General features: G+C 60.9%; 19 protein-coding genes and 2 pseudogenes. 13 read left to right on the forward strand and 8 right to left on the reverse strand.

Annotation, left to right across the window (positions count from 1 at the left end; translation table 11 throughout):
- From QMK58_RS17410 to QMK58_RS17425, 4 genes are all read right to left on the reverse strand, one after another.
- Positions 1–2,169, reverse strand: a complete 2,169-nt coding sequence (locus QMK58_RS17410; RefSeq protein WP_320395123.1) for a xanthine dehydrogenase family protein molybdopterin-binding subunit — start codon at positions 2,167–2,169, stop codon at positions 1–3.
- Between the two features lie 11 nt (positions 2,170–2,180).
- Positions 2,181–2,636: a (2Fe-2S)-binding protein gene (locus QMK58_RS17415; protein WP_053158741.1), complete on the reverse strand. Its 456-nt coding sequence runs from the start codon at positions 2,634–2,636 to the stop codon at positions 2,181–2,183.
- A 171-nt stretch (positions 2,637–2,807) separates the two neighbouring features.
- Positions 2,808–3,962: an NnrS family protein gene (locus QMK58_RS17420; protein ID WP_320395124.1), complete on the reverse strand. Its 1,155-nt coding sequence runs from the start codon at positions 3,960–3,962 to the stop codon at positions 2,808–2,810.
- Complete coding sequence (locus QMK58_RS17425) at positions 3,962–4,210, reverse strand: hypothetical protein (RefSeq protein ID WP_053158735.1); 249 nt, start codon at positions 4,208–4,210, stop codon at positions 3,962–3,964. Before QMK58_RS17425 ends, QMK58_RS17420 begins: the two co-directional genes overlap by 1 nt.
- 281 nt (positions 4,211–4,491) lie before the next feature.
- Here QMK58_RS17425 and QMK58_RS17430 point away from each other — a divergent pair, with 281 nt between their 5' ends.
- The 5 genes from QMK58_RS17430 to QMK58_RS17450 all read left to right on the forward strand — a co-directional run bounded on the left by QMK58_RS17430 (position 4,492) and on the right by QMK58_RS17450 (position 10,035).
- Positions 4,492–5,016, forward strand: coding sequence for a sigma-70 family RNA polymerase sigma factor (locus QMK58_RS17430; protein ID WP_320395125.1), 525 nt, complete (start codon positions 4,492–4,494; stop codon positions 5,014–5,016).
- Positions 5,013–5,996: a FecR domain-containing protein gene (locus tag QMK58_RS17435; RefSeq protein WP_320395126.1), complete on the forward strand. Its 984-nt coding sequence runs from the start codon at positions 5,013–5,015 to the stop codon at positions 5,994–5,996. The genes QMK58_RS17430 and QMK58_RS17435 overlap by 4 nt, the downstream gene beginning before the upstream one ends.
- 83 nt (positions 5,997–6,079) lie before the next feature.
- Positions 6,080–8,575, forward strand: a complete 2,496-nt coding sequence (locus QMK58_RS17440; RefSeq protein ID WP_320395127.1) for a TonB-dependent siderophore receptor — start codon at positions 6,080–6,082, stop codon at positions 8,573–8,575.
- Positions 8,576–8,663: 88 nt separating this feature from the next.
- Positions 8,664–9,167, forward strand: a complete 504-nt coding sequence (locus tag QMK58_RS17445) for a VOC family protein (protein WP_053158724.1) — start codon at positions 8,664–8,666, stop codon at positions 9,165–9,167.
- 34 nt (positions 9,168–9,201) lie between these two features.
- Complete coding sequence (locus QMK58_RS17450; RefSeq protein ID WP_053158722.1) at positions 9,202–10,035, forward strand: AraC family transcriptional regulator; 834 nt, start codon at positions 9,202–9,204, stop codon at positions 10,033–10,035.
- A 9-nt stretch (positions 10,036–10,044) separates the two neighbouring features.
- On the opposite strand, the gene QMK58_RS17455 is transcribed toward QMK58_RS17450, so the two are convergent.
- Entirely contained in the window at positions 10,045–10,632 is a 588-nt protein-coding gene (locus tag QMK58_RS17455) for a LysE family translocator (RefSeq protein WP_053158719.1), read from the reverse strand.
- A 101-nt stretch (positions 10,633–10,733) separates the two neighbouring features.
- Positions 10,734–12,065: a PLP-dependent aminotransferase family protein gene (locus QMK58_RS17460; RefSeq protein WP_320395128.1), complete on the reverse strand. Its 1,332-nt coding sequence runs from the start codon at positions 12,063–12,065 to the stop codon at positions 10,734–10,736.
- 90 nt (positions 12,066–12,155) lie between these two features.
- On the opposite strand from QMK58_RS17460, the gene QMK58_RS17465 reads away from it, so the two are divergent.
- The 7 genes and pseudogenes from QMK58_RS17465 to QMK58_RS17495 all read left to right on the forward strand — a co-directional run bounded on the left by QMK58_RS17465 (position 12,156) and on the right by QMK58_RS17495 (position 19,163).
- Complete coding sequence (locus QMK58_RS17465; protein WP_320395129.1) at positions 12,156–13,052, forward strand: DMT family transporter; 897 nt, start codon at positions 12,156–12,158, stop codon at positions 13,050–13,052.
- Positions 13,053–13,142: 90 nt separating this feature from the next.
- A complete protein-coding gene (locus QMK58_RS17470) occupies positions 13,143–13,763 on the forward strand; it encodes a LysE family translocator (protein ID WP_053158710.1) in 621 nt (206 codons plus the stop codon).
- Positions 13,764–13,945: 182 nt separating this feature from the next.
- Positions 13,946–15,044: pseudogene (locus QMK58_RS17475) on the forward strand (bifunctional transcriptional activator/DNA repair enzyme AdaA).
- Between the two features lie 23 nt (positions 15,045–15,067).
- Positions 15,068–15,692 (forward strand): annotated as a pseudogene (locus tag QMK58_RS17480) (DNA-3-methyladenine glycosylase family protein); the annotation flags it as partial.
- A 21-nt stretch (positions 15,693–15,713) separates the two neighbouring features.
- Entirely contained in the window at positions 15,714–16,169 is a 456-nt protein-coding gene (locus QMK58_RS17485; protein WP_320396573.1) for a PaaI family thioesterase, read from the forward strand.
- A gap of 147 nt (positions 16,170–16,316) precedes the next feature.
- Entirely contained in the window at positions 16,317–16,805 is a 489-nt protein-coding gene (locus QMK58_RS17490; RefSeq protein ID WP_053158698.1) for a GFA family protein, read from the forward strand.
- A 108-nt stretch (positions 16,806–16,913) separates the two neighbouring features.
- Positions 16,914–19,163 (forward strand): TonB-dependent siderophore receptor, encoded by a 2,250-nt coding sequence (locus tag QMK58_RS17495; protein ID WP_320395130.1) that lies wholly within the window; start codon positions 16,914–16,916, stop codon positions 19,161–19,163.
- Positions 19,164–19,292: 129 nt separating this feature from the next.
- Here the strand turns inward: QMK58_RS17495 and QMK58_RS17500 are convergent, their stop codons facing one another.
- On the reverse strand, positions 19,293–19,901 hold the full coding sequence (locus QMK58_RS17500; protein ID WP_053158693.1) for a tRNA-(ms[2]io[6]A)-hydroxylase: 609 nt from the start codon (positions 19,899–19,901) through the stop codon (positions 19,293–19,295).
- 161 nt (positions 19,902–20,062) lie between these two features.
- Here QMK58_RS17500 and QMK58_RS17505 point away from each other — a divergent pair, with 161 nt between their 5' ends.
- Positions 20,063–20,926: a universal stress protein gene (locus QMK58_RS17505; protein WP_053158691.1), complete on the forward strand. Its 864-nt coding sequence runs from the start codon at positions 20,063–20,065 to the stop codon at positions 20,924–20,926.
- 76 nt (positions 20,927–21,002) lie between these two features.
- On the opposite strand, the gene QMK58_RS17510 is transcribed toward QMK58_RS17505, so the two are convergent.
- A complete protein-coding gene (locus QMK58_RS17510; protein WP_007937731.1) occupies positions 21,003–21,473 on the reverse strand; it encodes a DUF1289 domain-containing protein in 471 nt (156 codons plus the stop codon).
- Between the last annotated feature and the right edge of the window lie 7 nt (positions 21,474–21,480).

Genomic DNA, 21,480 nt, shown 5'->3' on the forward strand with positions numbered 1-21,480 from the left:
TCACACCCCCGACAATTGCAGCGGCAGTTCCCGCAAGCGTTGCCCGGTCAGGGCGAACACCGCATTCGCCACTGCCGGCGCCGTCGGTGGCACGCCAGCCTCACCGATGCCACCGGGCTTGTCGCTGCTGGGCACGATATGCACTTCGACCACCGGCATTTCGTTGAGTCGCAGCACTTGATAGTCGTGATAGTTGGACTGCTCCACCTGCCCGTTCTTCAGGGTCAACTTGCTGTGCAACGTGAAACCGAGGCCGAATGTGATGCACGATTCCATTTGCGCGGCGATGCTCTGCGGGTTCACCGCAATGCCGCAATCCACCGCGCACACCACGCGGTGCACGCGGATGGCCAGGTTGTCCTGGGACACCTCGGCCACCTGCGCTACGTAGCTGCCGAAGGACTCATGCACCGCCACACCCAGCGCATGACCGTCTGGCAACGGCGCCTTCCAGTTGGCTTTCTCCACGGCCAGGTTCAGCACGCCGAGATGACGAGGATGGTCCTTGAGCAACGTTCGTCGGTACTCGACCGGGTCCTTGCCCGCCGCTGTGGCCAGTTCGTCGATCAACGACTCCATGACAAACGCGGTATGGCTATGCCCCACCGAACGCAACCAAAGCACGTTGATGCCGGTGTTCGGCGAGTGCAGTTCAATTTGGTGATTGGCCAAGCCCTCGATGTAAGGGCTGTCGGCCACGCCTTCGACGGAGGTCTTGTCGATGCCGTCCTTGACCATGGTTGCTTCGAGTGAAGTACCGGCCATGATCGATTGCCCGACCATCACATGCCTCCAGGCCAATGGCAGGCCGTCTGCCCCCAGGCCAATGCGCGCATGGTGCAGGAATGCCGAGCGGTAATAACCGCCACGGATATCATCCTCCCGCGCCCACACGGTTTTCACCGGCCCACCCGCGGCCTTCGCGACGTACACCGCTTCGCTGACGAAATCCGAGGTCGGATTGGCCCGCCGTCCGAAACCGCCGCCTAAAAACTCGGTGTGGATCTCGACCTGCTCGGGTTTGAGCCCGGTGATTTTCCCCGCGATCATTTGGTCCAGCGTCTGGAACTGCGTACCGGTCCAGATTTCACATTTGTCCTTTGTGATGCGCACTGTGCAATTGAGTGGTTCCATTGGCGCATGGGCCAGGTACGGCACGCTGTATTCGGCATCGATGGTTTTCGTCGCTTTGGCCAACGCAGCCTTGGTATCGCCCGACTGCCCGGCATTCAAACCGGGGGTCGTGGCGAGTTTGCGGAAGGTTTCCAGCAATGTCTCACTGTTGAGTCCGGCGTTCGGCCCCGGCTCCCACTCGATTTTCAGCGCATCGCGCCCCAGTTTCGCCGCCCAATAGTGATCGGCAATCACCGCCACGCCGGTCGGCACTTGCACCACTTTGTGCACGCCAGGAATCGCCAGCGCATCGGCGCCTTCAAAGGATTTGACGCTGGCGCCGAACACCGGCGGACGGGCGACCATGGCGGTCATCAACCCGTCGAACTGCACGTCCATGCCGAATTTCGCGCGGCCGGTGATTTTCTCCGGTGTGTCCAGGCGCGGGGTGGGTTTACCAATGAGGCGCCAATCCTTCGATTCCTTGAGCTTGATCGACGCGGGATCCGGCACTGGAAGCTTACCCGCGTCATCGGCGAGTTCGCCGTACGTAGCGCGGTGTTCACCGGCAATGACCACGCCCGATTCGGTGTGAATTTCGGACGGCGCGACGTTGAACCGCTTGGCCGCCGCCTCGATCAACATCATTCGTGCGGCCGCCCCTGCCTGACGGTAGCGGTCGAACTCCATCCAGGTCGAGGTCGAACCACCAGTGATTTGCATCCCGCCAAACCCGGCCATACCGTAATCGGCGGCCGATGCCGGTGAATGCTCCACGCGGATTTTCGACCAGTCGGCATCCAGTTCTTCAGCGATCAGCATGGTCAGGCCAGTCCAGATGCCCTGGCCCATTTCCGAATGCCCGAGCAGTACCGTGACGCTGTTGTCATTGCCGATGCGCAGGAAGGCATTCGGCGCGAACACATTGCCCTGGTTCTCGGCGCCAAGGGCAAAACGATGGGCGCCGGGCATGACAAACGCGACCACCAGCCCCCCGCCGAGCACGGCACTGCCTTTGAGAAAACCACGACGCGAGACAGCGTTGATGTCGTTCATGATTCAGCCCCTCAACCCAGCTCGGACGCACGCTTGACCGCCGCACGTATCCTTGGATAAGTGCCGCAGCGGCAGATGTTGCCGGAGAGCGCCTGATCGATATCGTTGTCGTTCGGCTTGGGGATTTTCGCCAGCAAGGCTGCCGCCGACATGATCTGCCCGGACTGGCAGTAGCCACACTGAACCACGTCCAGCTCTGCCCAGGCTCGTTGCACCGGGTGCGAACCATCAGCAGAGAGTCCTTCGATGGTGAGGATTTTCTGGCCATGGGCCACGGCCGTGGCAGGGGTGATACAGGAACGCAGCGGCGCACCATCGACATGCACAGTGCAGGCTCCGCACTGGGCCATGCCACAACCGAATTTGGTGCCGGTGAGATGAGCGACGTCGCGCAGGACCCACAGCAGCGGCATGTCGGCGGGGACATCCAGCTCCTGATCCTGGCCATTGATGTTCAAGGTCAGCATGGCGCACTTCCTCAGACTCAAGGTGATCTGAAGGGGCGTCGCTGTGGCCTTGCAACACCTACGCGCGCCTCGGGTTATCCCTTTAGCTAAGCGCAATTTTTCCCGGTGACCTGATGCATCGACCACCGGTCACAAAAAAGCCGCCTCAATGGGCGGCTATGGACGCCTGATTTAGAGCCTCGGGCGCCACAGGATTGCGGCATAACGCCACACGAACAGGCCAAACGCCGTACACCAGAGCAGTGCCGACAGTGCCAGTCCATCGCTGGAGTATGCCACCAGCACAACCCGGCACACCCCGGCCGCCAGCAACAAGACAAAACCCGCCACGATCAGCCTGGACGGTTTCAACTCTCGCCCCGTATGACCAAGACTGACCCGCGCAATCATCGCCAGGATCAATCCGCCAATACCGCCCACCGCCAGCGCATGAGTGGCCAGGGTTTGCTGATCAAGTACACCGGCATGCCACAGCGCCATGGCCAGCGTTGCGGCCACAATCCAGGCATAGGCCAGATACAACGACCACAACAACGGCACCCGCCACAATCCCCGATCATGCCAGCGCCACAGCCGCAGCAAGTGCAGCACGCTGATCAGCCCAAACAACCCGGCCAGCCAAAGCCGGGGGACGTCATTCAAACCACCGGCAAACGAAACCGCCGCGAGCATGACGCCGACCATAAGCAATTTGCCGGGTAACGGATTCACCGCAGGCGCGGCAGGACGATTCAAGCCACGCTGGATGAAAAATGGAATCACACGACCGCCAATCACACTCATCAGCGCGCCGATCAACCACAATGCCGCCAACACTCCGTGTCGTTGCAGATTGGCGTCCTCCAGGGCGATCCCCGTCAGCGTCAATGCCTGACAGCCAGCCAGCAACGTGATCATCAGCAGGATCGGATAATTCTCGCGCTTGCGGGCAGCCACCAGATCTCGCCCAAGCACCCAGGCGAGCAGGGGCAGAAATGGAATTTCCAGCACGAACAATAGCGCCCAAGGCAGCGGCACAAACCACGCCACCCGCGCCAGCAGCCATATCAGCACCAGCCCGATCATTGGCCAGCCATTGAGCCCTGGCCGTCCGGTCCAGTTCGGGACTGCGGTCAACAGAAATCCGGCAATGATCGCGCCAGCAAAACCGAAAGGCATTTCATGCCGATGCCAGGCAAGCATGCCGCCCACCGGCTGCAGACCGGTTAAATGGCCGTACAGCCAGGCGGCCCAGAGCGCCACGGCAATTGCCGCGAACCCCGCACCCGCCAGAAAGAATGGACGAAAGCCCAGACTGAACACAGGGGCGGTGGCCAACCGGCGCATCAAGCGGCCGCTCCGATTGCCCGTGCGTCAAGTCGATACTGCGACAGCAACCGCATCACATAACCGATTTTCAGCAAGGTCGGACCGAGGATGGTCATTGCATGCATCGACACCAGGGCCGGGATCGATAGCGCGCCGGCGTACAGATAAGCCCCGTAGATGCCAACCAGTAACATGGCCATGCCTACACCGAGCACTCGGCTGGACAGCTGCAATACATTCTGAGGGTTGCTGAAGAAATGGGACATTTTCCGGTACTCCTGAAGTCGTTCAGTTGTACGCTTGCTGCTTCACGATCCGTGCCATGTGAGCAGCCCTTGCAGATTGGGCCTTGCAGACACAAGAGGTCATTATGACCACCATCAAAATTAGTCTTTATGACTTCATACGTAGTCATTTAGACTGCATCAGACCTAAATCCACCTAAAAGCAAACCAATATCATTTGCACAGTGCATGGCCTTTTGCTTTAATCGCGATCCATTCTTATTTGCACAAGGGCGCGGATCGCCCACGGACATGCACTCACGATGACGGCTGCCGACATTTCCAGCGTCCAGGACCTCTACACCAGCCATCATCGCTGGTTGCACGAGCTGCTGCGCCGACGCCTGAACAACGCGTTCGATGCCGCCGACCTGGCCCACGACACCTTCATCCGCGTGCTCAAGCGCCCGCAGGTATTCGACGGCGAAACCCACGAGCGCTCTTACCTGGCGACCATCGCCCGTGGCTTGTGCATCGATCACTGGCGACGTCGACAACTGGAGCAGGTTTGGCTCGATACGTTGGCCGCGCAACCCCAGGCGGTGCAGGCATCGCCGGAGCAGCGGGCGATCATCGTCGAAACCCTGTATGAAGTGGACGCCATGCTGCAACGCCTGCCCCAGCGTGTGCGCGAGGCGTTCATTCTGGCGCAACTGCACGGGCTGCCTTACCGCGTCATCGCCGAGGAAATCGGCGTGTGCGAGCGCATGGTGAAAAAGTACCTGGCCCAGGCCTTGACGCACTGCGCGATCCTTGAGGCCGAACTCGACGGTCTGCTGATTCAATGAGCCGGACCGCCACCAGCGCCATCAGCCATGCCAGCCTTGAGCGCGCGGCGCACTGGTACGTGCAGCTCAATGATGAACAGGTCGACGAGCAGGACCGTCAGCTCTGGCAGGCCTGGCTGGCGCAAAGCGGTGAGCATCAGGCGGCCTGGCAGTATGTCGAGCGGGTTGGCCAGCGCTTTGCCGCGTTGCAGGACGATCATCAGCAAGCGGCCGGTCAAGTGTTGCGCAACGCCGCACGCACGCCAATCAGCCGTCGCCAGACCGTGAAGAGCCTGCTGATCCTGGCCTCGGGCGGTTTTTTGGGGTGGAGCGCCTGGAGGGAAAACGCCTTGCCGCTCACGCTCGCGCGCTGGAACGCCGACCTCTCCACCGGCACTGGCGAAACCCGCGAAACACAGCTCAGTGACGGCAGCCAGGTCTGGCTGAACGCTTTGAGCGCGCTGAATGTACGTTTCGATGCCACGCAACGCTTGCTGCTGTTACAGGCCGGGGAAGTGTTGATCGACACCGCCAAGGACAACTTGCGCCCGCTGCTGGTGCAAACCAACGAGGGTCGAATGCGTGCGCTGGGCACGCGTTTCAGCGTCCGTCAGGACGACCGGCAAACGCTGCTGAACGTCTACGAAGGCGCCGTCGAAGTCCGTACCCACCAAGGGTGGGTGCAGAACGTCGAGGCCGGACGACAACTGTCCTTCAGCGAACACCACCTCCCTGCCCCGACCGCTGCCACGCCAAACCGTGAAGCCTGGCGTCGGGGACTATTGCTGGCGGACAACCTGCCACTGGGCCAGTTGCTCGAAGAACTGAGCCGCTACCGCGCCGGACATCTTGGCTGCGACCCGGCCGTTGCCGGGTTGCCGGTCATGGGTTCGTTCCCGCTCAAGGACACCGACCAGGCCTTGCGACTGCTGGAAGCGGCGTTGCCGATACGGGTGGAAAAGCCGTTGGACTGGTGGGTCAACGTTGCCCCAAAGGTTTGAAGCAGATTTTTTTCGTCGTGCCGGTGCCCTTTTGGGATTTTCACTCGGTTAACCCTTAAAGCCGTCAGATTGCCGGGAACTCCATGTCGCGCTTCACCCTTACTCGCCGCCCCTGCCCTTTGCACCTGTCGGTGCTGGCCCTGGCGTTCGGCTTGTCAGGGCTTGAAGCAACGACACTGCGGGCCGACACCCTTTCGAACAGTGAACTGGCGGGCGGGCATCAACGCCATTTCGCGATCCCTGCCGGCTCGCTGGTCAGCGCACTCAACCGTTTTGCCGAGCAGGCGGGCGTGTTTCTTGCCGGCCATAACGATCTTGCCGCCGGCAAACGCAGCCCCGGTCTGAACGGTGACTACAGCGAGCAGCAAGCGCTGTATCAAGTGCTGCAAGGCAGTGGCTTGCAAGCGCAGGCCCAAGGCCCGGGCGGCTACGTGTTGCGTGTCGCGCCTGCCGCAACAGGCACGCTGGAACTTGGCGCCACGAACATATCCGGACAAGCCTGCGGCCCGGCCAGCGAAGACACTCATTCCTACACCATCGGTTCGACCACTTCGGCTACCGGATTGCCCCTGTCCCTGCGCGAAACGCCGCAATCGGTCACGGTCATCACCCGTCAACTTCTGGACGACCAGGGCTCCACCAGCATCGCCGACGCACTGCGCCGCGTGCCCGGCATCAGCGTACAAAACTACGACAGCGAGCGCTGGGAGTTCTCCAGCCGCGGCCTGCCAATCACCAATTTCCAGTACGACGGCGTCAACACCGACTACGACGGTGTCTACGATTACGGCACCACCAGCACCGACATGGCGATCTTCGACCGTGTCGAAATCATCAAGGGCGCGACCGGCCTGATGACCGGCTCGGGGGATCCATCGGCGACGGTCAACCTGATCAGGAAGCGGCCGACCCAGGCGTTCAAAGCCTCGCTCAGCGCTGCCGCCGGATCCTGGGACAGTTACCGCAGCGAGGCAGATATCACCGGTCCGCTGAGCGAAAGCGGGAACCTGCGCGGACGATTTGTCGGGGTGTACCAGGACCGCAGCGCCTACGCCGACCACTACCAGAACACCAAGGACATCGCCTACGGCATTGTCGAAGCCGACCTGACACCGGATACGTTGCTGACATTGGGCATCGACCAACAGCACACCCGCTCCCGGGGCGCCAGCTGGACCGGTTTCCCGATGTACAACAGCGATGGTTCGCGTACTGATTTCTCGCGCTCGTTCAACCCGGCAACGGACTGGAGCCGTCGTGACTTCAACAACCAGACACTCTTCACTTCGGTCGATCAGCAACTGTCCCACGACTGGGCCCTCAAAGTCAGTTACGACCGCAAGCATCGCCAGCACGACACCTTCCTCGCCTCCGCCAGCGGCGGCAATCCGGACCCGGTCACCGGCGACGGCATGTTCATGTACATGTACATGGGCAAGTTCGAAGGCGATCAGGTCCAGGACAATATCGACATCAACCTGAACGGCCCTTTCACTCTGTTGGGCCGCGAACATCAACTGATCGCAGGCTTCATGTCGATGAACACTCGCCAGGACATCCCGGTCTACGGCTCGGTTTATCCACCCGTGGGCGGCAGTATTTTCGACTGGCACGGCGAGTTCCCGAAACCGGACATTCCACGGGTGGGCGACAATGACATCGAGCAGCGCCAGACGGGCGTCTACCTGGCCGCCCGGCTCAAGCCCAGCGATGACCTGGCGCTGATCCTCGGCACGCGGGTCAGTGATTTCAAAGGCCACGATGATCTGGACTATAGCGACCCGGACACCGCCGACATCCGTGACAGCTATCGTCAGACTGGCGTGGTCACGCCCTACGCCGGGCTGGTCTACGACCTCGACGAGACTTACTCGCTGTACACCAGCTACACCAGCATCTATCAGCCGCAAATGAGCAAGGACGCCCATCGGCAACTGCTCGACCCGGTGCAGGGCAAGAGTTACGAGGGCGGAATCAAGGCCGAGTACTTCGGCGGTCGCCTGAATGCCAGGTTTGCGGTCTATCGCATCGAACAGGACAACATCGCCGAGTACGTCAGCGGCGTCGACGCCGAGTCGGTTTACCGTGCCGTGCAGGGCGCGACGACCAAGGGCTTTGAAGTCGAACTGGCGGGGGAAGTGAGCGAAGGCTGGAACCTCTCGGCCGGCTACACCTACAACCATACCCGCGATGCCCAGGGCGATTTCATTTACGGTTCGATCCTGCAAACCACTACGCCGGAGCAAATGGTGCGGCTGTTCAGCACCTATCGCCTGCCGGGCCGGTGGAGCGCGCTGACGCTCGGTGGCGGCGTGAACTGGCAGAGCGAGTTCTTCGGCAACGTGTTCCAGCCCAACCCCGCCGACAGCGTCAACGTCGGCCAGGACTCGACCATCACCCAGCACAGCTACGCGCTGGTGGACGTGATGGCGCGCTATCGGTTCAACGAGCACCTGAGCACCACATTGAACGTGAAGAATCTGTTCGACAAAACCTACTACACCGGGCTGGGCAACTTTGGCACCGGCTTCTACGGAGAACCTCGCTCGCTGCAACTGGCCACCCAATGGCAATTCTGACCACGGGTCGATCTACGGTACTGCCGAACGGGCTCAGGCTGGCTACGCTTTAAATCCAGCCTGCATAACCTGCCGAGGAGTGCCTGCCATGCAACGCCTACAAAAACTCACACCCTGCCTGTGGTTCGACGATCAGGCCGAAGACGCCGCGAAATTCTATTGTTCGATCTTCGATCACTCGAAAATCACTGGCCTTACCTACTACGGCCACGCCGGGTTCGAGTTCCACGGCCGCCCCGAAGGCTCGGTCATGACGGTCAGCTTCGAACTCGACGGTCAAAGCTTTACCGGGCTCAATGGTGGACCGCTGTTCAAGTTCAGCGAAGCCATTTCATTCCAGGTCAATTGCCAGACGCAGGAAGAAGTCGACCATTACTGGGGCAATCTGTCGGCCGGGGGCGTACCTGAGGCGCAGCAATGCGGCTGGCTCAAAGACAAATTCGGGCTGTCGTGGCAGATCGTGCCCATCGCGATGATGGACATGATCAAAGACCCCGACACAAAAAAATCCCAGCGCGCCATGGCCGCGATGATGGAAATGAAAAAACTCGACATCGCGGCGTTGCAACGAGCCTTTGACGGCGAGAGCTAATACACTCAGGCCCCTGACCTGCCGAGAACCGAGCATGAAACACACCGTCGCCAAAGACGCTGACAAGGCCCCACGCTTCTGGCGCGATGATGCCTTGCCTTTCATCGAAGCCCGATCGATCGCCGACGGGCGCGAGGTCTGCTACACACGGCACTCCCACGAGCACTTTTCCATCGGTGCGATCACCGCAGGCAGCAGCACCTACATCCATGAGCAGTCGGAATTTGCGGTCAGCATCGGCACCGTCGTGCTGATGAACCCGGATGATGTCCACGCCTGCAATCCCATCGATGACCAGCCGTGGTCCTACGTGATGCTGTACGTCGATACGCCGTGGCTGACCGACTTGCAGCATCAACTCGGGTTCAGTGACGACTTGGCGTTTCGTCGGTTTTCGGTCACTCATACGCGCGATGCCCGTCTGTTTGCCGGCCTCAACGATTTGTATGAGGTGCTGGTCGATCCGCAGCAGGACGTCTTGCGCAAACAGAGCCTGGCGGTGGAGTTCTTCAGCGAGGTGCAATTGCAGCTAAATCCGGTGGCCCAACCGCTGCGCGAACCCAATTTCAAGCTGGAACGCGCCGCCGAGTACATCCGCGACAATTGCACGCACATGCTCAAGCTCGAAGACATTTGCACAGCGGCACAACTGTCACCGTCCTACCTGATCCGGGCGTTCAAACAACACTTCGGCATGACGCCTCACGCTTTCCTGGTCAACCGCCGCATCCAGTTCGCCCAGGACCAACTGCGCAGCGGCAAACTGATCGCCGACGTGGCCCTGGAAGCGGGGTTTGCCGATCAGGCGCATTTTCAGCGGGCGTTTAAACAGCATTTGGCGGCTACGCCGGGGCAGTATCGGGGGTGAGCCCCCTGTTCAGGGCAACACCAGATACACCGCACTCCCCACCAACAACCCCGCCATCACCCGGTTGAACAAGCGCATCCCCGCCGGATTGTTCAAATACCCGCGCAGAAACGTCCCGGCATACACCCAGCAACCGACCGACAAATAACAGATCACCAGGTACACCGCCGCGAACTGCCACACCAGCCGCGCTTCACCGTCGGCAACAAACGCGCCCATGCCGGCCACACAGGCCAGCCAGGCTTTCGGGTTGAGCCATTGCATGACGGCGCCGTACAACATCGACGGGGCTCGCGCCGACTCCCTGGCCTCCACCTGCCCATTGTCGGCGGCGAGTTTGCAGGCCATGTACAGCAAAAATGCCACGCCCGCCCACTGCACCACTTGTGTCAGCGCCGGCCATAACTGCAACAGCTCGTGCAGCCCCAGGCCCATCAACACCAACAACAAGACAAACCCCAGCGTCGCTCCGGCCACATGCCGCTGGCTCGCCCTGAAGCCAAACCGTGCCCCGGAGCTCAACGCCACAATGTTCACCGGCCCCGGCGTGATTGAAGCGACCAACGCAAACGCCGCCATCGATATCATCAGACTCATCACACACCTTCTTCCATTGAGTTGAACCAGGCGTGAAGGTAAAGACCTGCCGCAACCCCGTATTGAAGAAAAATGCCCTGCGGCGGATTAATCCGAAAAATCTACGCGTACAGGCTGACGATCCGCTTCACCTTCACCAACGCCTCGCGCAGCGAGTTCATGTCCACCGAACCCAGCGCCAGACGTATCGCGTGGGGCACGTGGGTCGTGATCGCAAAGGGTTCGGCTGGCGAAACCGACACCTGCTCACGCATCAATGCCATGGCCACCTGATCGGCCCGAGCGTCTTCGGACAACGGCAACCAGATGAAATACGAAGAGGGATGGCTGATGCAGTTGAGCCCTTGCAGGACTTCGCGGGCCAAGGCTTGCCGGGCCTGCGCATCGGCGCGTTTTTGCGCCTCCAGTTGTCTGACGGTGCCGTCGTCGAGCCAGGCAGTGACGATGGCGGTCATCACACCTGGGGTGTTCCAGGTGGTCGCCATGATCGTGCGCTCGAACGCCGGCATCCATTTGGCGGGCGCCGCCACGAATCCGACGCGCAATCCGGTGGCGACATTTTTCGATAGACCGGACACGTACACCGTCCGTTCGGGCGCCATCTCGGCCAAGGGAGGTGGGGCGTTTTCGGCGAGGAACGCGTAAGCGGCGTCCTCGATAATCAACAGGTCATGCTGGCGCGCAATCGCCACTAAATGCTCGCGTTGATCGGCGCCCATCACCCAGCCCAACGGATTATGCAGGGTGGGAATCGAGTAGACCGCCCGAACCGATCGGCTCTGACAGAGTTTTGCCAGCGCCGATAAATCCGGCCCATTGTCGGTGACTGGAATGGGCAAGACTTCGAGGTGCAGGGTTTCGGCCAGAGTCTTGAAACCGGGATAGGTCAACGCATCGGCGGCAATCACGTCGCCGGGCTTAAGCAACGCCATCATCGTCACCGCCAGGCCGTGCTGCGCGCCGCTGACGATCAGCACCTGCTCGGCCGGCACGTTCACCCCTCGCTCCACCAGATGTCGCGCAACCGAGGCTCGCTCGTGCAGGCGACCCGCATGGGGCTGGTAGCGCAAAAGGGATTCAAGGTCACCGGACAACGCCAACTGACGCAGGGCATTTCGCAACAAATCAGCCTGGCCCGGTAATGATGGGTAATTGAAGTTGAGGTCAATCATCCCCGCCGCCACCACTGACTGCGAAATGCCCTGACCAGGCGGCAGCGATGTCTCCCGGACGAAGGTTCCGCGCCCGGTTTCGCCGCTGACCAGCCCCATGCCTTCAAGTTCTGCATACACCCGGCTGGCAGTCACCAGCGCCAGGCCGTGCTCTGTGGCCAGTTGACGGTGAGTTGGCAGGCGTGTGCCGGGTGCCAGACGCCCCGAACGGATGTCGGCGGCAAAGGCATCCACCAGGGTTTTATAGCGTGATCGCGGCATGGGGAGATGTATCCATGACAATTTTTTGATTGTATCGGGAGTCGATCATACGATGGATTACATGCAATCAAAACACTGAGCGAGCACGAAATGGAACGGACTTCGGAACTGCAAAAACACCGATCGGACAACGCCACCCGCGGCTGGATCAATGGCCTGATCGGTGTGGTGATCTTCAGCGGTTCGTTGCCGGCGACCCGGGTGGCGGTGCTCGAATTCGACCCGGTGTTCCTGACCGTTGCCCGCGCCACTATCGCCGCCATCCTGGCGCTGTGTTTGTTGTGGCTGTTCAAGGAGAAACGTCCAGCTCGCGATCAGCTCGTGCCCCTGACCATTGTCGCCTTGGGCGTGGTGATCGGCTTTCCCCTGCTGACCGCACTGGCGCTGCAATACGTGACATCCGCACACTCCATCGTCTTTGTCGGCCTGCTGCCGCTGGCGACGGCGGTGTTCGGCGTGTTACGCGGTGGCGAGCGGCCACGGCCGGCGTTCTGGATTTTCTCGGTACTGGGCAGTTTGCTGGTGGTGGGATTTGCCCTGTCCCAAGGGCTGACCGCCTCACCCGAGGGCGACCTCTTGATGTTGTTGGCGATCCTGGCGTGCGGTCTGGGTTATGCCGAAGGTGCAAAGCTGTCCCGCACCTTCGGTGGCTGGCAGGTGATTTGCTGGGCACTGGTGTTGTCGTTGCCGTTGGTGGCGGTGCTGACCTGGATGCGCATGCCCGCGTCGTTCAGCGGCATCAGCACGCCGGCCTGGTTCAGCCTGGGTTACGTGTCGCTGTTCAGTATGTTGATCGGATTCGTGTTCTGGTATCGCGGGCTCGCTCAAGGCGGAATCGCGGCCGTCGGGCAACTGCAACTGTTGCAGCCGTTCTTTGGCCTGACACTGGCCGCCACTTTACTGCACGAACAGGTCAGCATCGGCATGCTGGGCGTCACCGTGGCGGTGATCCTGTGTGTCGTCGGCGCGAAGAAATTCGCCAAATAGGCGTTGTACGGTGGTTTGCGCCCATGACTGTATCGGTCAAGCCAGCGCCGGGCTGTGATAAAAATACGGCGATTGCTTCAGGAGCCACCGATGGACATCGCCACCCTCACCCTGTTTCTGCCCGCCTGCTTCGCCCTCAACATGGCGCCAGGCCCGAACAACTTGCTGTCGGTCAGCAATTCGACCCGCTACGGCTACCGCACGGCGTGTGTGGCCGGCATCGGGCGGTTGCTGGCATTTGCCGGGATGATCGCTCTCGCCTCGGCCGGCCTGGCGGTCGTGCTGCAAACCTCCGAGCTGTTGTTCTACGCGATCAAGATTCTCGGCGCGGCGTACCTGTTCTACCTTGCCTGGCAATTGTGGCGCGCCGATCCCGGCGTTGAAAGCGTGGTGACCAGCGCCCCCGTGGGTACGCTGGCATTGGCCCGGCAGGAATTCCTGGTGGCGGCCGGCAATCCCAAGGCGATCCTGATTTTCACGGCGTTTCTGCCGCAGTTCGTCGATTCGACCCAGGCCATCGCGCCGCAATTTTTCGTGTTGGGCGCGTTGTTTCTGATGCTGGAATGGATTGCCATCGGCGCCTACGCCTACATGGGCCTGCACATGCGTCGCTGGTTCGCCAAGCCGTCGGGCAAGCGGATGTTCAATCGCTGCTGTGCGGGGTTGTTGTCGGCGGCGGCTTCGGTGTTGCTGATGGCGCGACGTACCTGAAGTAACCCTGTAACTGTAGGAGCGAGCCTGCTCGCGATGGCGCCAGGTCAGTCACTGCAATAGCGAATGATATGACGCCATCGCGAGCAGGCTCGCTCCTGCAGGGGGAATTGCGCTGCCTCGCGAAATTCCCTGTCGATTTTCCGGTGGAGGCAGCACGTGACGCGTTCTATGCTGCGCCCATGAACCTACAAACCACGCAGCTTCCACCCCATGCCGAGATGGTCCGCGCCATGCTCGAACGAGACACCGCCTACGAGGGGGTGTTCTTTACGGCGGTCAGGACCACCGGCATTTTCTGCCGCCCCGGTTGCACCGCACGCAGCCCGAAACCAGAGAATGTCGAGTTCTTTGCCAACGCCGACGACTGCCTCTCGGCCGGCTATCGCGCTTGCCTGCGTTGCAAACCGTTGGATGCTGCTGCCATCGCCCCCGACTGGGTGCAGAGGTTGCTCACATCGGTGGACGCCGATCCCGAGCTGCGCTGGACCGATGCCCAGTTGCAAGCCCAAGGCATCGAACCGCTGAAACTGCGCCGCTGGTTCAAGCAGCATTTCGGCATGACCTTTCACACTGGGGGGGGGCCGACAACTGGGCATGGCACTGGGCGGGATCAAACAAGGCGATTCCATCGACAGCGCCGCGTTCGATTCAGGCTACGAATCCCTGAGCGGTTTTCGCGACGCGTTCCAGAAATCCTTTCACACCACGCCGGGGCGTGCCGCCCACAGCGAGCCCTTGCTGTTCACGCGACTGACCACGCCGCTGGGGCCAATGATCGCCATGGCCGAACGTCGTGGACTGGTGCTGCTAGACCCCCTCAAGGTAGCCCCGCGAGCACCCGTGGAAATCGAAGCCCTGCAGCTCCCACCATGGCTACACCCCATGGCGCTGAGGGCACAACAGCGCATTTGCAGCAGATGGAGAGGAACAACTGGCGGCGTGCATCGCCGGCAAACTCACCGAATTCAGCGTGCCCTTGCACATGCCAGCACCGAGCTTTCCCGGCAAGAGTCTAGACCGGACTGGCGAAAATCGCCGAACGGACAGACCACCACGAAAATTGCCATCGCGCGGCGATTCTCCGGCGGCAAACCCGGCGCCAGTCGCGCGGTGGGCCTGGCCAACGGGCACAACCGGCTGTCGATTGTGGTGCCCTGCCACCGGGTGATTGGCGCCGACGGTTCGTTGACCGGTTACGGCGGCGGCCAACCGCGCAAGGCGTTCTTGCTCAGGCTGGAAAACGCGAAGACGCAGATGACCCGTCAATTGGCGTTCTGATCGTTTTGCTCAAGAAGGATTCGATGACCAGGCACGACCTCTACTCCCCCGCCGGTAAATTCACGGCGGAACTCGATGACGACTGGAGACGCCATATCGGCGGGGCGGCACCGTGCCTGCATCAACCGCATCCGGCGCGCGGTCGCGACCGAATCGCTGGTACGGGCGTTGCCTACCAGCAAGGGCAAACGCAAGGCCAGGGACGCGGGTGTCCGGGCGATTGGTGGCGTTGTTTGGCACCGGCGCTTTTCCACGACCGCAACAGCTTGTCGCCACAGGCTTCGATCCATTGCGCGGTTGCGGTTTTTCCGCCAGCAAGATTGCAACCATTCAGGGCATCGCCCAAGCGGCGCTGGACGGCATCGTTCCCGACTACGCCTCGGCGCTGGCGATGGACAATGAAGCGCCGTCAGGCGCACAAATGCGACCCCTGCGCGGCACGTGAGGAACTGGACGGTCAAAATGCTGCTGATCTACAGCCTCGAACGGCCGGACATTCTGCCCGCAGTTGACTTCGGCGTACGCGAGGGTTATCGGCGGCTCAAGGGCTGGAGGGTGCGAAGAAGCCAAAGCGCAAGCAGATGATCGAAATCGGCGAGGCGTGGAGTCCGTAATCGGACAGTGGCGGCGTGGTATCTGTGGCGAGTACTGGCAAGGCCGGAAAACCGCGTGATGGTTCATCGCTGGCAAGCCAGCGAAGGGGCCAACCCATTCACCAAAATGGCCTGCCTGCTCACCGGCTCTTATGGTGGTATTATGGCACCCACATCCCGGCGCATGTTGAGTGCTGCGCAAACCAGGAGAGATTCGTCAAGCCTCAACAACACACTCAAACAGATCAACTCGACCTACAACTTGGCACAACGCGTGGCGGGGGGGAAAGTCACCCAAAATAAAAGCGGTGAAGCCGAGCTCACCACGGCATTTCGGCGAGAAGACATGGCACAATGCATGGGTTTCCTGCATGACGGGCTGATTGGCGCGATGCTCGATACCGCCTGCGGATTCGCCGCCGGGACGGTCGCCGGCTGCGTGCTGGCGTCGCGCCTCTCAGTCAGTGAACTTTCGCCTGCGGTCGGTGAAGTGTTCCTCGCCAAAGGACGCCTGGTGAAAGGGCTGGCTTAGAAGCGAGTGTTCGCCCGGGCCGAGTTGTTCGCGCAAACCGGCGATCAGTTGAAACTGGTGGCGACCGGCGACGCGATTCTGGTGCCCGTCGAATAACCCTGACGGTCTAGGCTGTCTTGAGTACGTTCAAGACCGCCGGAGGCTCTCATGCAACTCGAAGGTTCCTGCCATTGCGGCGCGGTGTCGTTCAGCCTCACCAGCGCCCATCCCTACCCTTACCAGCGTTGCTACTGCTCGATCTGTCGCAAGACCCAGGGCGGCGGCGGCTTTGCGATCAACATTGCCGGTGACGCCAACAGCCTGAAAGTGCGCGGGCGCAAACAGATCGCGATCTACCACGCGCTGATCAAAAGCGACGGCGACAAGCGCGCCCACCGCAGCAGCGCCGAGCGGCATTTCTGTTCAGTCTGCGGCTCGGGTCTATGGCTCTTCAGCCCGCAATGGCCGGAGCTGATTCACCCGTTCGCTTCAGCCATTGATACCCCGCTGCCGGTGCCGCCGGAACACACGCACCTGTTGCTGGACTCCAAGGCATCGTGGGTCGAGGCCGAGGTGAAGCCCGGCGACAAGCAGTTCGATGCCTACCCGCAAGAGTCCATCGCCCAGTGGCACGAGCGGCTCGGACTGGCCTGCTGAGAATAATTATCAATTTTTTTCACGCGGCAGTTCCCCTTTGCGTTTTTCGTTCGGTTAACCCCTCAGAAGCACTTCAACTACCGACCGATTCGACGCATAGGGATCCCCATGTCGCACCAGCTTGCCGCCCGTTTTCGATTTGCCTTGTGCCCTCTGGCGCTGGCCTTGCCCGCCGCCCTGCTGAGCCTCGCCCCCGCTGCCTACGCCGCTGACACCGAGGCCGAGAAAAAACCGGCCAAGGACGACGGCGTCCTGCAACTGGGCGCGACCACCATTTCCGGCCAGGCACTGGGCGCTACCACCGAAGGCACCCGCTCCTACACCACCGGCTCGACGTCTTCGGCCACCGGCCTGCCCCTGTCGATTCGCGAGACGCCGCAATCGGTGACCGTCATTACTCGTCAGCAGATGGACGACCGCGGCGTGCAGAGCATTAGCGACGCGCTGCGCAACACACCTGGCATTTCGACACAGAAGTACGACAGTGACCGCACCGAGTTTTCCGCCCGTGGATTTGCCATCACCAACTTCCAGTACGACGGCGTCAACATTCCCTACGACGGCGTGTACGGTGAAAACCCGAACAATGGCGACGACGCATCCAGCCTGGATCGCATCGAAATCGTCAAGGGTGCGACCGGCCTCATGACCGGCTCGGGCGACCCGTCCGCCACCGTCAACCTGATCCGCAAGAAGCCGACCAAGGAGTTCAAGGCGTCCATCAGCGGCACCGTCGGCTCGTGGGATGCCTATCGCGGCGTCGGCGATATTTCCGGTTCGCTGAACGAGACTGGCAGCGTGCGGGGCCGCTTCGTCGGTGCCTATTCGGACAAGAATTCCTACCAGGATCATTACAGCCAAAAGAAGGACCTGTTCTACGGTGTGCTCGAAGCCGACCTGACGCCCGACACCCTGCTGACGTTCGGTATCGACAAGTCGAGCACGACGCCGCGAGGTTCGTCCTGGACCGGCAACCCGGTGTATTTCTCGGACGGTGGCCGTACCGATTTCTCCCGTCACTTCAACCCCGGTGCCGACTGGAGCCGACGCGATTTCGACGACATCACCTATTTCGCGTCCCTGGAACAAGCCTTGGCCAACGACTGGAAATTCAAGGCCAGCCTCGACCAGAAAACCACCGATCACGACACGCGCCTGGCCTCGGCCAGCGGCGGCAACCCGGACCGCGCCACCGGTGAAGGCATGTTCCTGTACTGGGGGCGCTGGGAAGGCCATCGCGTGCAGAACACCGCCGACGTGAACGTCACCGGTCCATTCAGCCTCGGTGGTCGAGAGCACGAACTGGTGGCCGGGTTCATGGCGTCGCACTCACGCCAGACCGGCGCGACCTACGACACCAGCGCCTTCGAAATGGTCCCGGGCAGCATCTATGACTGGAACGGCGATCTGCCGGAACAGGACTTCCCGAAAAACGGCAAATACGAGCGCACCCAAAGCCAGAACGGCCTGTACCTGGCCACGCGCCTGCACGCGACCGACGACCTGTCGATCATCCTCGGCAGCCGCTTGAGCACGTTCAAGTACAACGAAGACTATTCGTATTATCCGGGTGCCGGGCTCGATGACACCCACGCCAGCTACAAGGAACATGGTGTGGTCACGCCTTACGCCGGTGTGGTCTATGACCTCGACGACACCTATTCGGTATACGCCAGCTACACCAGCATCTACCAGCCGCAAACCTACAAGGATGCTGCGGGTTCGACCCTGGCACCGGTCGAAGGCGACAGCTACGAGGCAGGGCTCAAAGCCGCCTACTTCGACGGTCGACTGAACGCCAGCCTGGCCTTCTTCCGCATCGAACAAGACAACGTCGCCGAATCGATCGGCACCAATGCGGTCACCAACGAGGGCATCTACAAAGCCATCGACGGCGCGACCACCAAGGGCGTCGAGCTGGAACTGGCCGGTGAAGTGGCGGATGGCTGGAACGTGTCGGCCGGCTACACCTACGCCCGCACCCGTGACGCTGAAGAACAACGGATCTATGGCTTCCCGTTGTCGACCACCAAACCGGAACACGTCGTCCGCACGTTCACCACCTACCGGCTGCCAGGCGCACTGGATCAGGTGACTGTCGGTGGCGGCATCAGTTGGCAGAGCGAGTTCTATGGCAAGATCTACAGCCCGACCGTGGGCGACTACACGCGGATCAAACAAGGTGGCTACACCCTCGTCGACCTGATGAGCCGCTACGAATACGACGAGCACTTGAGCTTCACCCTCAATGCCAACAACGTCTTCGACAAGCGTTACCTGACGGGTCTGGGCAACTTCGACACCACCTACTACGGCGAGCCACGCAACGTGATGCTGACCACCAAGTGGGATTTCTAAGCTGAACGCCTAAACCAAAAAAACCTGTAGGAGCGAGCTTGCTCGCGATGGACGTCAACGATAACGCGCTCTGTCTGAATGCACGCGCCGCGCTTGAGTTCTTCGCGAGCAGGCTCGTTCCTACAGGGGTTATGCGGCGGCGGGTATGCCGCTGTGGAAGCGGAACTCCACATCCGGCGATTCGATCAGTTCCTGCTCGGCGGCGCGAACCTTGTCGATCACCTGGGCGATGTCCTTCGCGTCCCCGTACTGGTAGGCCAGCTTCAGGTAACCCTGGAAATGTCTGGCCTCGCTCTTGAGCAGACCGAAATAGAACTTGCCCAGCTCTTCATCCAGATGCGGCACCAGCGCCTCGAAACGCTCGCAACTGCGAGCCTCGATGAAAGCGCCGACCACCAGCGTGTCCACCAGCTTGACCGGCTCGTGGCTGCGCACCACCTTGCGCAGCCCCGAGGCGTAGCGTCCGGCGGACAACTGACGCAGTTCGATCTTGCGCCGTTTCATCAAACGCATGACCTGTTCGTGGTGCACCAACTCTTCCCGGGCCAGGCGCGACATCATGTTGATCAGGTCGACGTGGGAGTGGTACTTGGCGATCAGGCTCAATGCCGTGCTGGCGGCTTTGAATTCGCAGTTCTTGTGATCGATCAACAGGGTTTCCTGATCGGCCAGCGCGGCTTGAACCCAGCCGTCGGGGGTGCGGCAGCCAAGGAACTCGTGAATTTCGGGAAGGATCATGGGGCTCACGGATAAAAGGTTCAAAACGAAGGGCGCCGATTATACCGGCCTGCCCGCAGACCACCAGACACCAACTGTTGATATGCATCAAGTCCCCGAATGCCGGGCAACAACTATAGTTGTGCAACGCCGTGCGTTTTTAATTTCAGGAGATCCCGATCATGCAAGCCATTCGCAGCATCCTGGTGGTCATCGAACCCCAGCACTCGGAAAGCCTGGCGCTCAAGCGAGCCAAATTGATTGCCGGCGTGACCCAGGCACATTTGCACCTGCTGGTCTGCGACCCCAAGCATGATCACAGCGCCATGCTCACTGTGCTCAAGGCTGGCTTGCTTGAAGATGGTTACAGCGTCACCACCGAGCAGGCCTGGAATGACAGCCAGCATAAAACCATCGTCGATGTGCAGCAGGCCGAAGGCTGCGGGCTGGTGGTCAAGCAGCACTTCCCCGATAACCCCTTGAAAAAGGCCCTGCTCACGCCGGAAGACTGGAAACTGCTGCGCGAATGCCCGACGCCGGTACTGCTGGTGAAAACCGCGGGTTCGTGGAAAGACAAGGTGATCCTGGCAGCCGTGGATGTCGGCAACTCCGACCTTGAACACCGTCACCTGCACAACACCATCATCGATCATGGCTACGACATCGCCAGCCTCGCCAAGGCCCACCTGCACGTCATCAGCGCCCATCCGTCACCGATGCTGTCGGCCGCCGACCCGACGCTTCAACTGAGCGAAACCATCGCCGCGCGTTATCGCGAACAGTGCAAGGCGTTCCAGGCGGAATTCGACATCGACGATCAACACCTGCATATCGAGGAAGGCCCGGCGGATGTGCTGATTCCCTTCATGGTGCACAAGCTGCAGGCCGCCGTTACCGTGATCGGCACCGTGGCGCGGTCCGGGTTGTCAGGGGCATTGATCGGCAATACGGCGGAAGTCGTGCTGGATAAGGTGGAGAGCGATGTGCTGGTGCTCAAGCCAGCGGAAGTGGCGGATCATCTTGATGAATTGATCGACAGGCATTGAAGCCAATAAAAAGATCGCAGCCTGCGGCAGCTCCTACACCGAATATCCGTAGGAGCTGCCGCAGGCTGCGATCTTTTCAACCGCCAAAGGCGTCTTTCAGAAACCCCGGCGCGATATAGCGCTGGTAATGGGCCTCGGACAGCAGGAAAAATTCCCGATCAATGGCATCGCGCAGTTCCGGCAGGTTCCAGTCGCGGAATTCCGGCAACAACACCATACCGTAGGCTTCCAGATTGTTGATGACCCGCGCGCCCCGGGCGATCAATTGATAAGCCCAGCAATATTCCGACTGATGGGGCACGAAGCGAATCTTGCGTTGTTCCAGCTGCATTCTGAGCAGCGCCGGGTCGAAAATTTCCACCTTGGCGGCCATCACCTGGGACAGTAGCTGCTCCAGACGCAGCCACACCGCGCGTTTTTCTTCTTCGTTGTAGCCGTTCCAGTGAATCACTTCATGGTGGAACCGCTTGCAGCCACGGCACACCAGGTCACCGTAGACAGTGGAGCAAAGGCCGACGCAGGGCGTCTTGATGGTCTGATTGGGCATAGGTAGG

The organism is Pseudomonas sp. P8_241 (assembly GCF_034008315.1).
Classification (GTDB): Bacteria; Pseudomonadota; Gammaproteobacteria; order Pseudomonadales; family Pseudomonadaceae; genus Aquipseudomonas.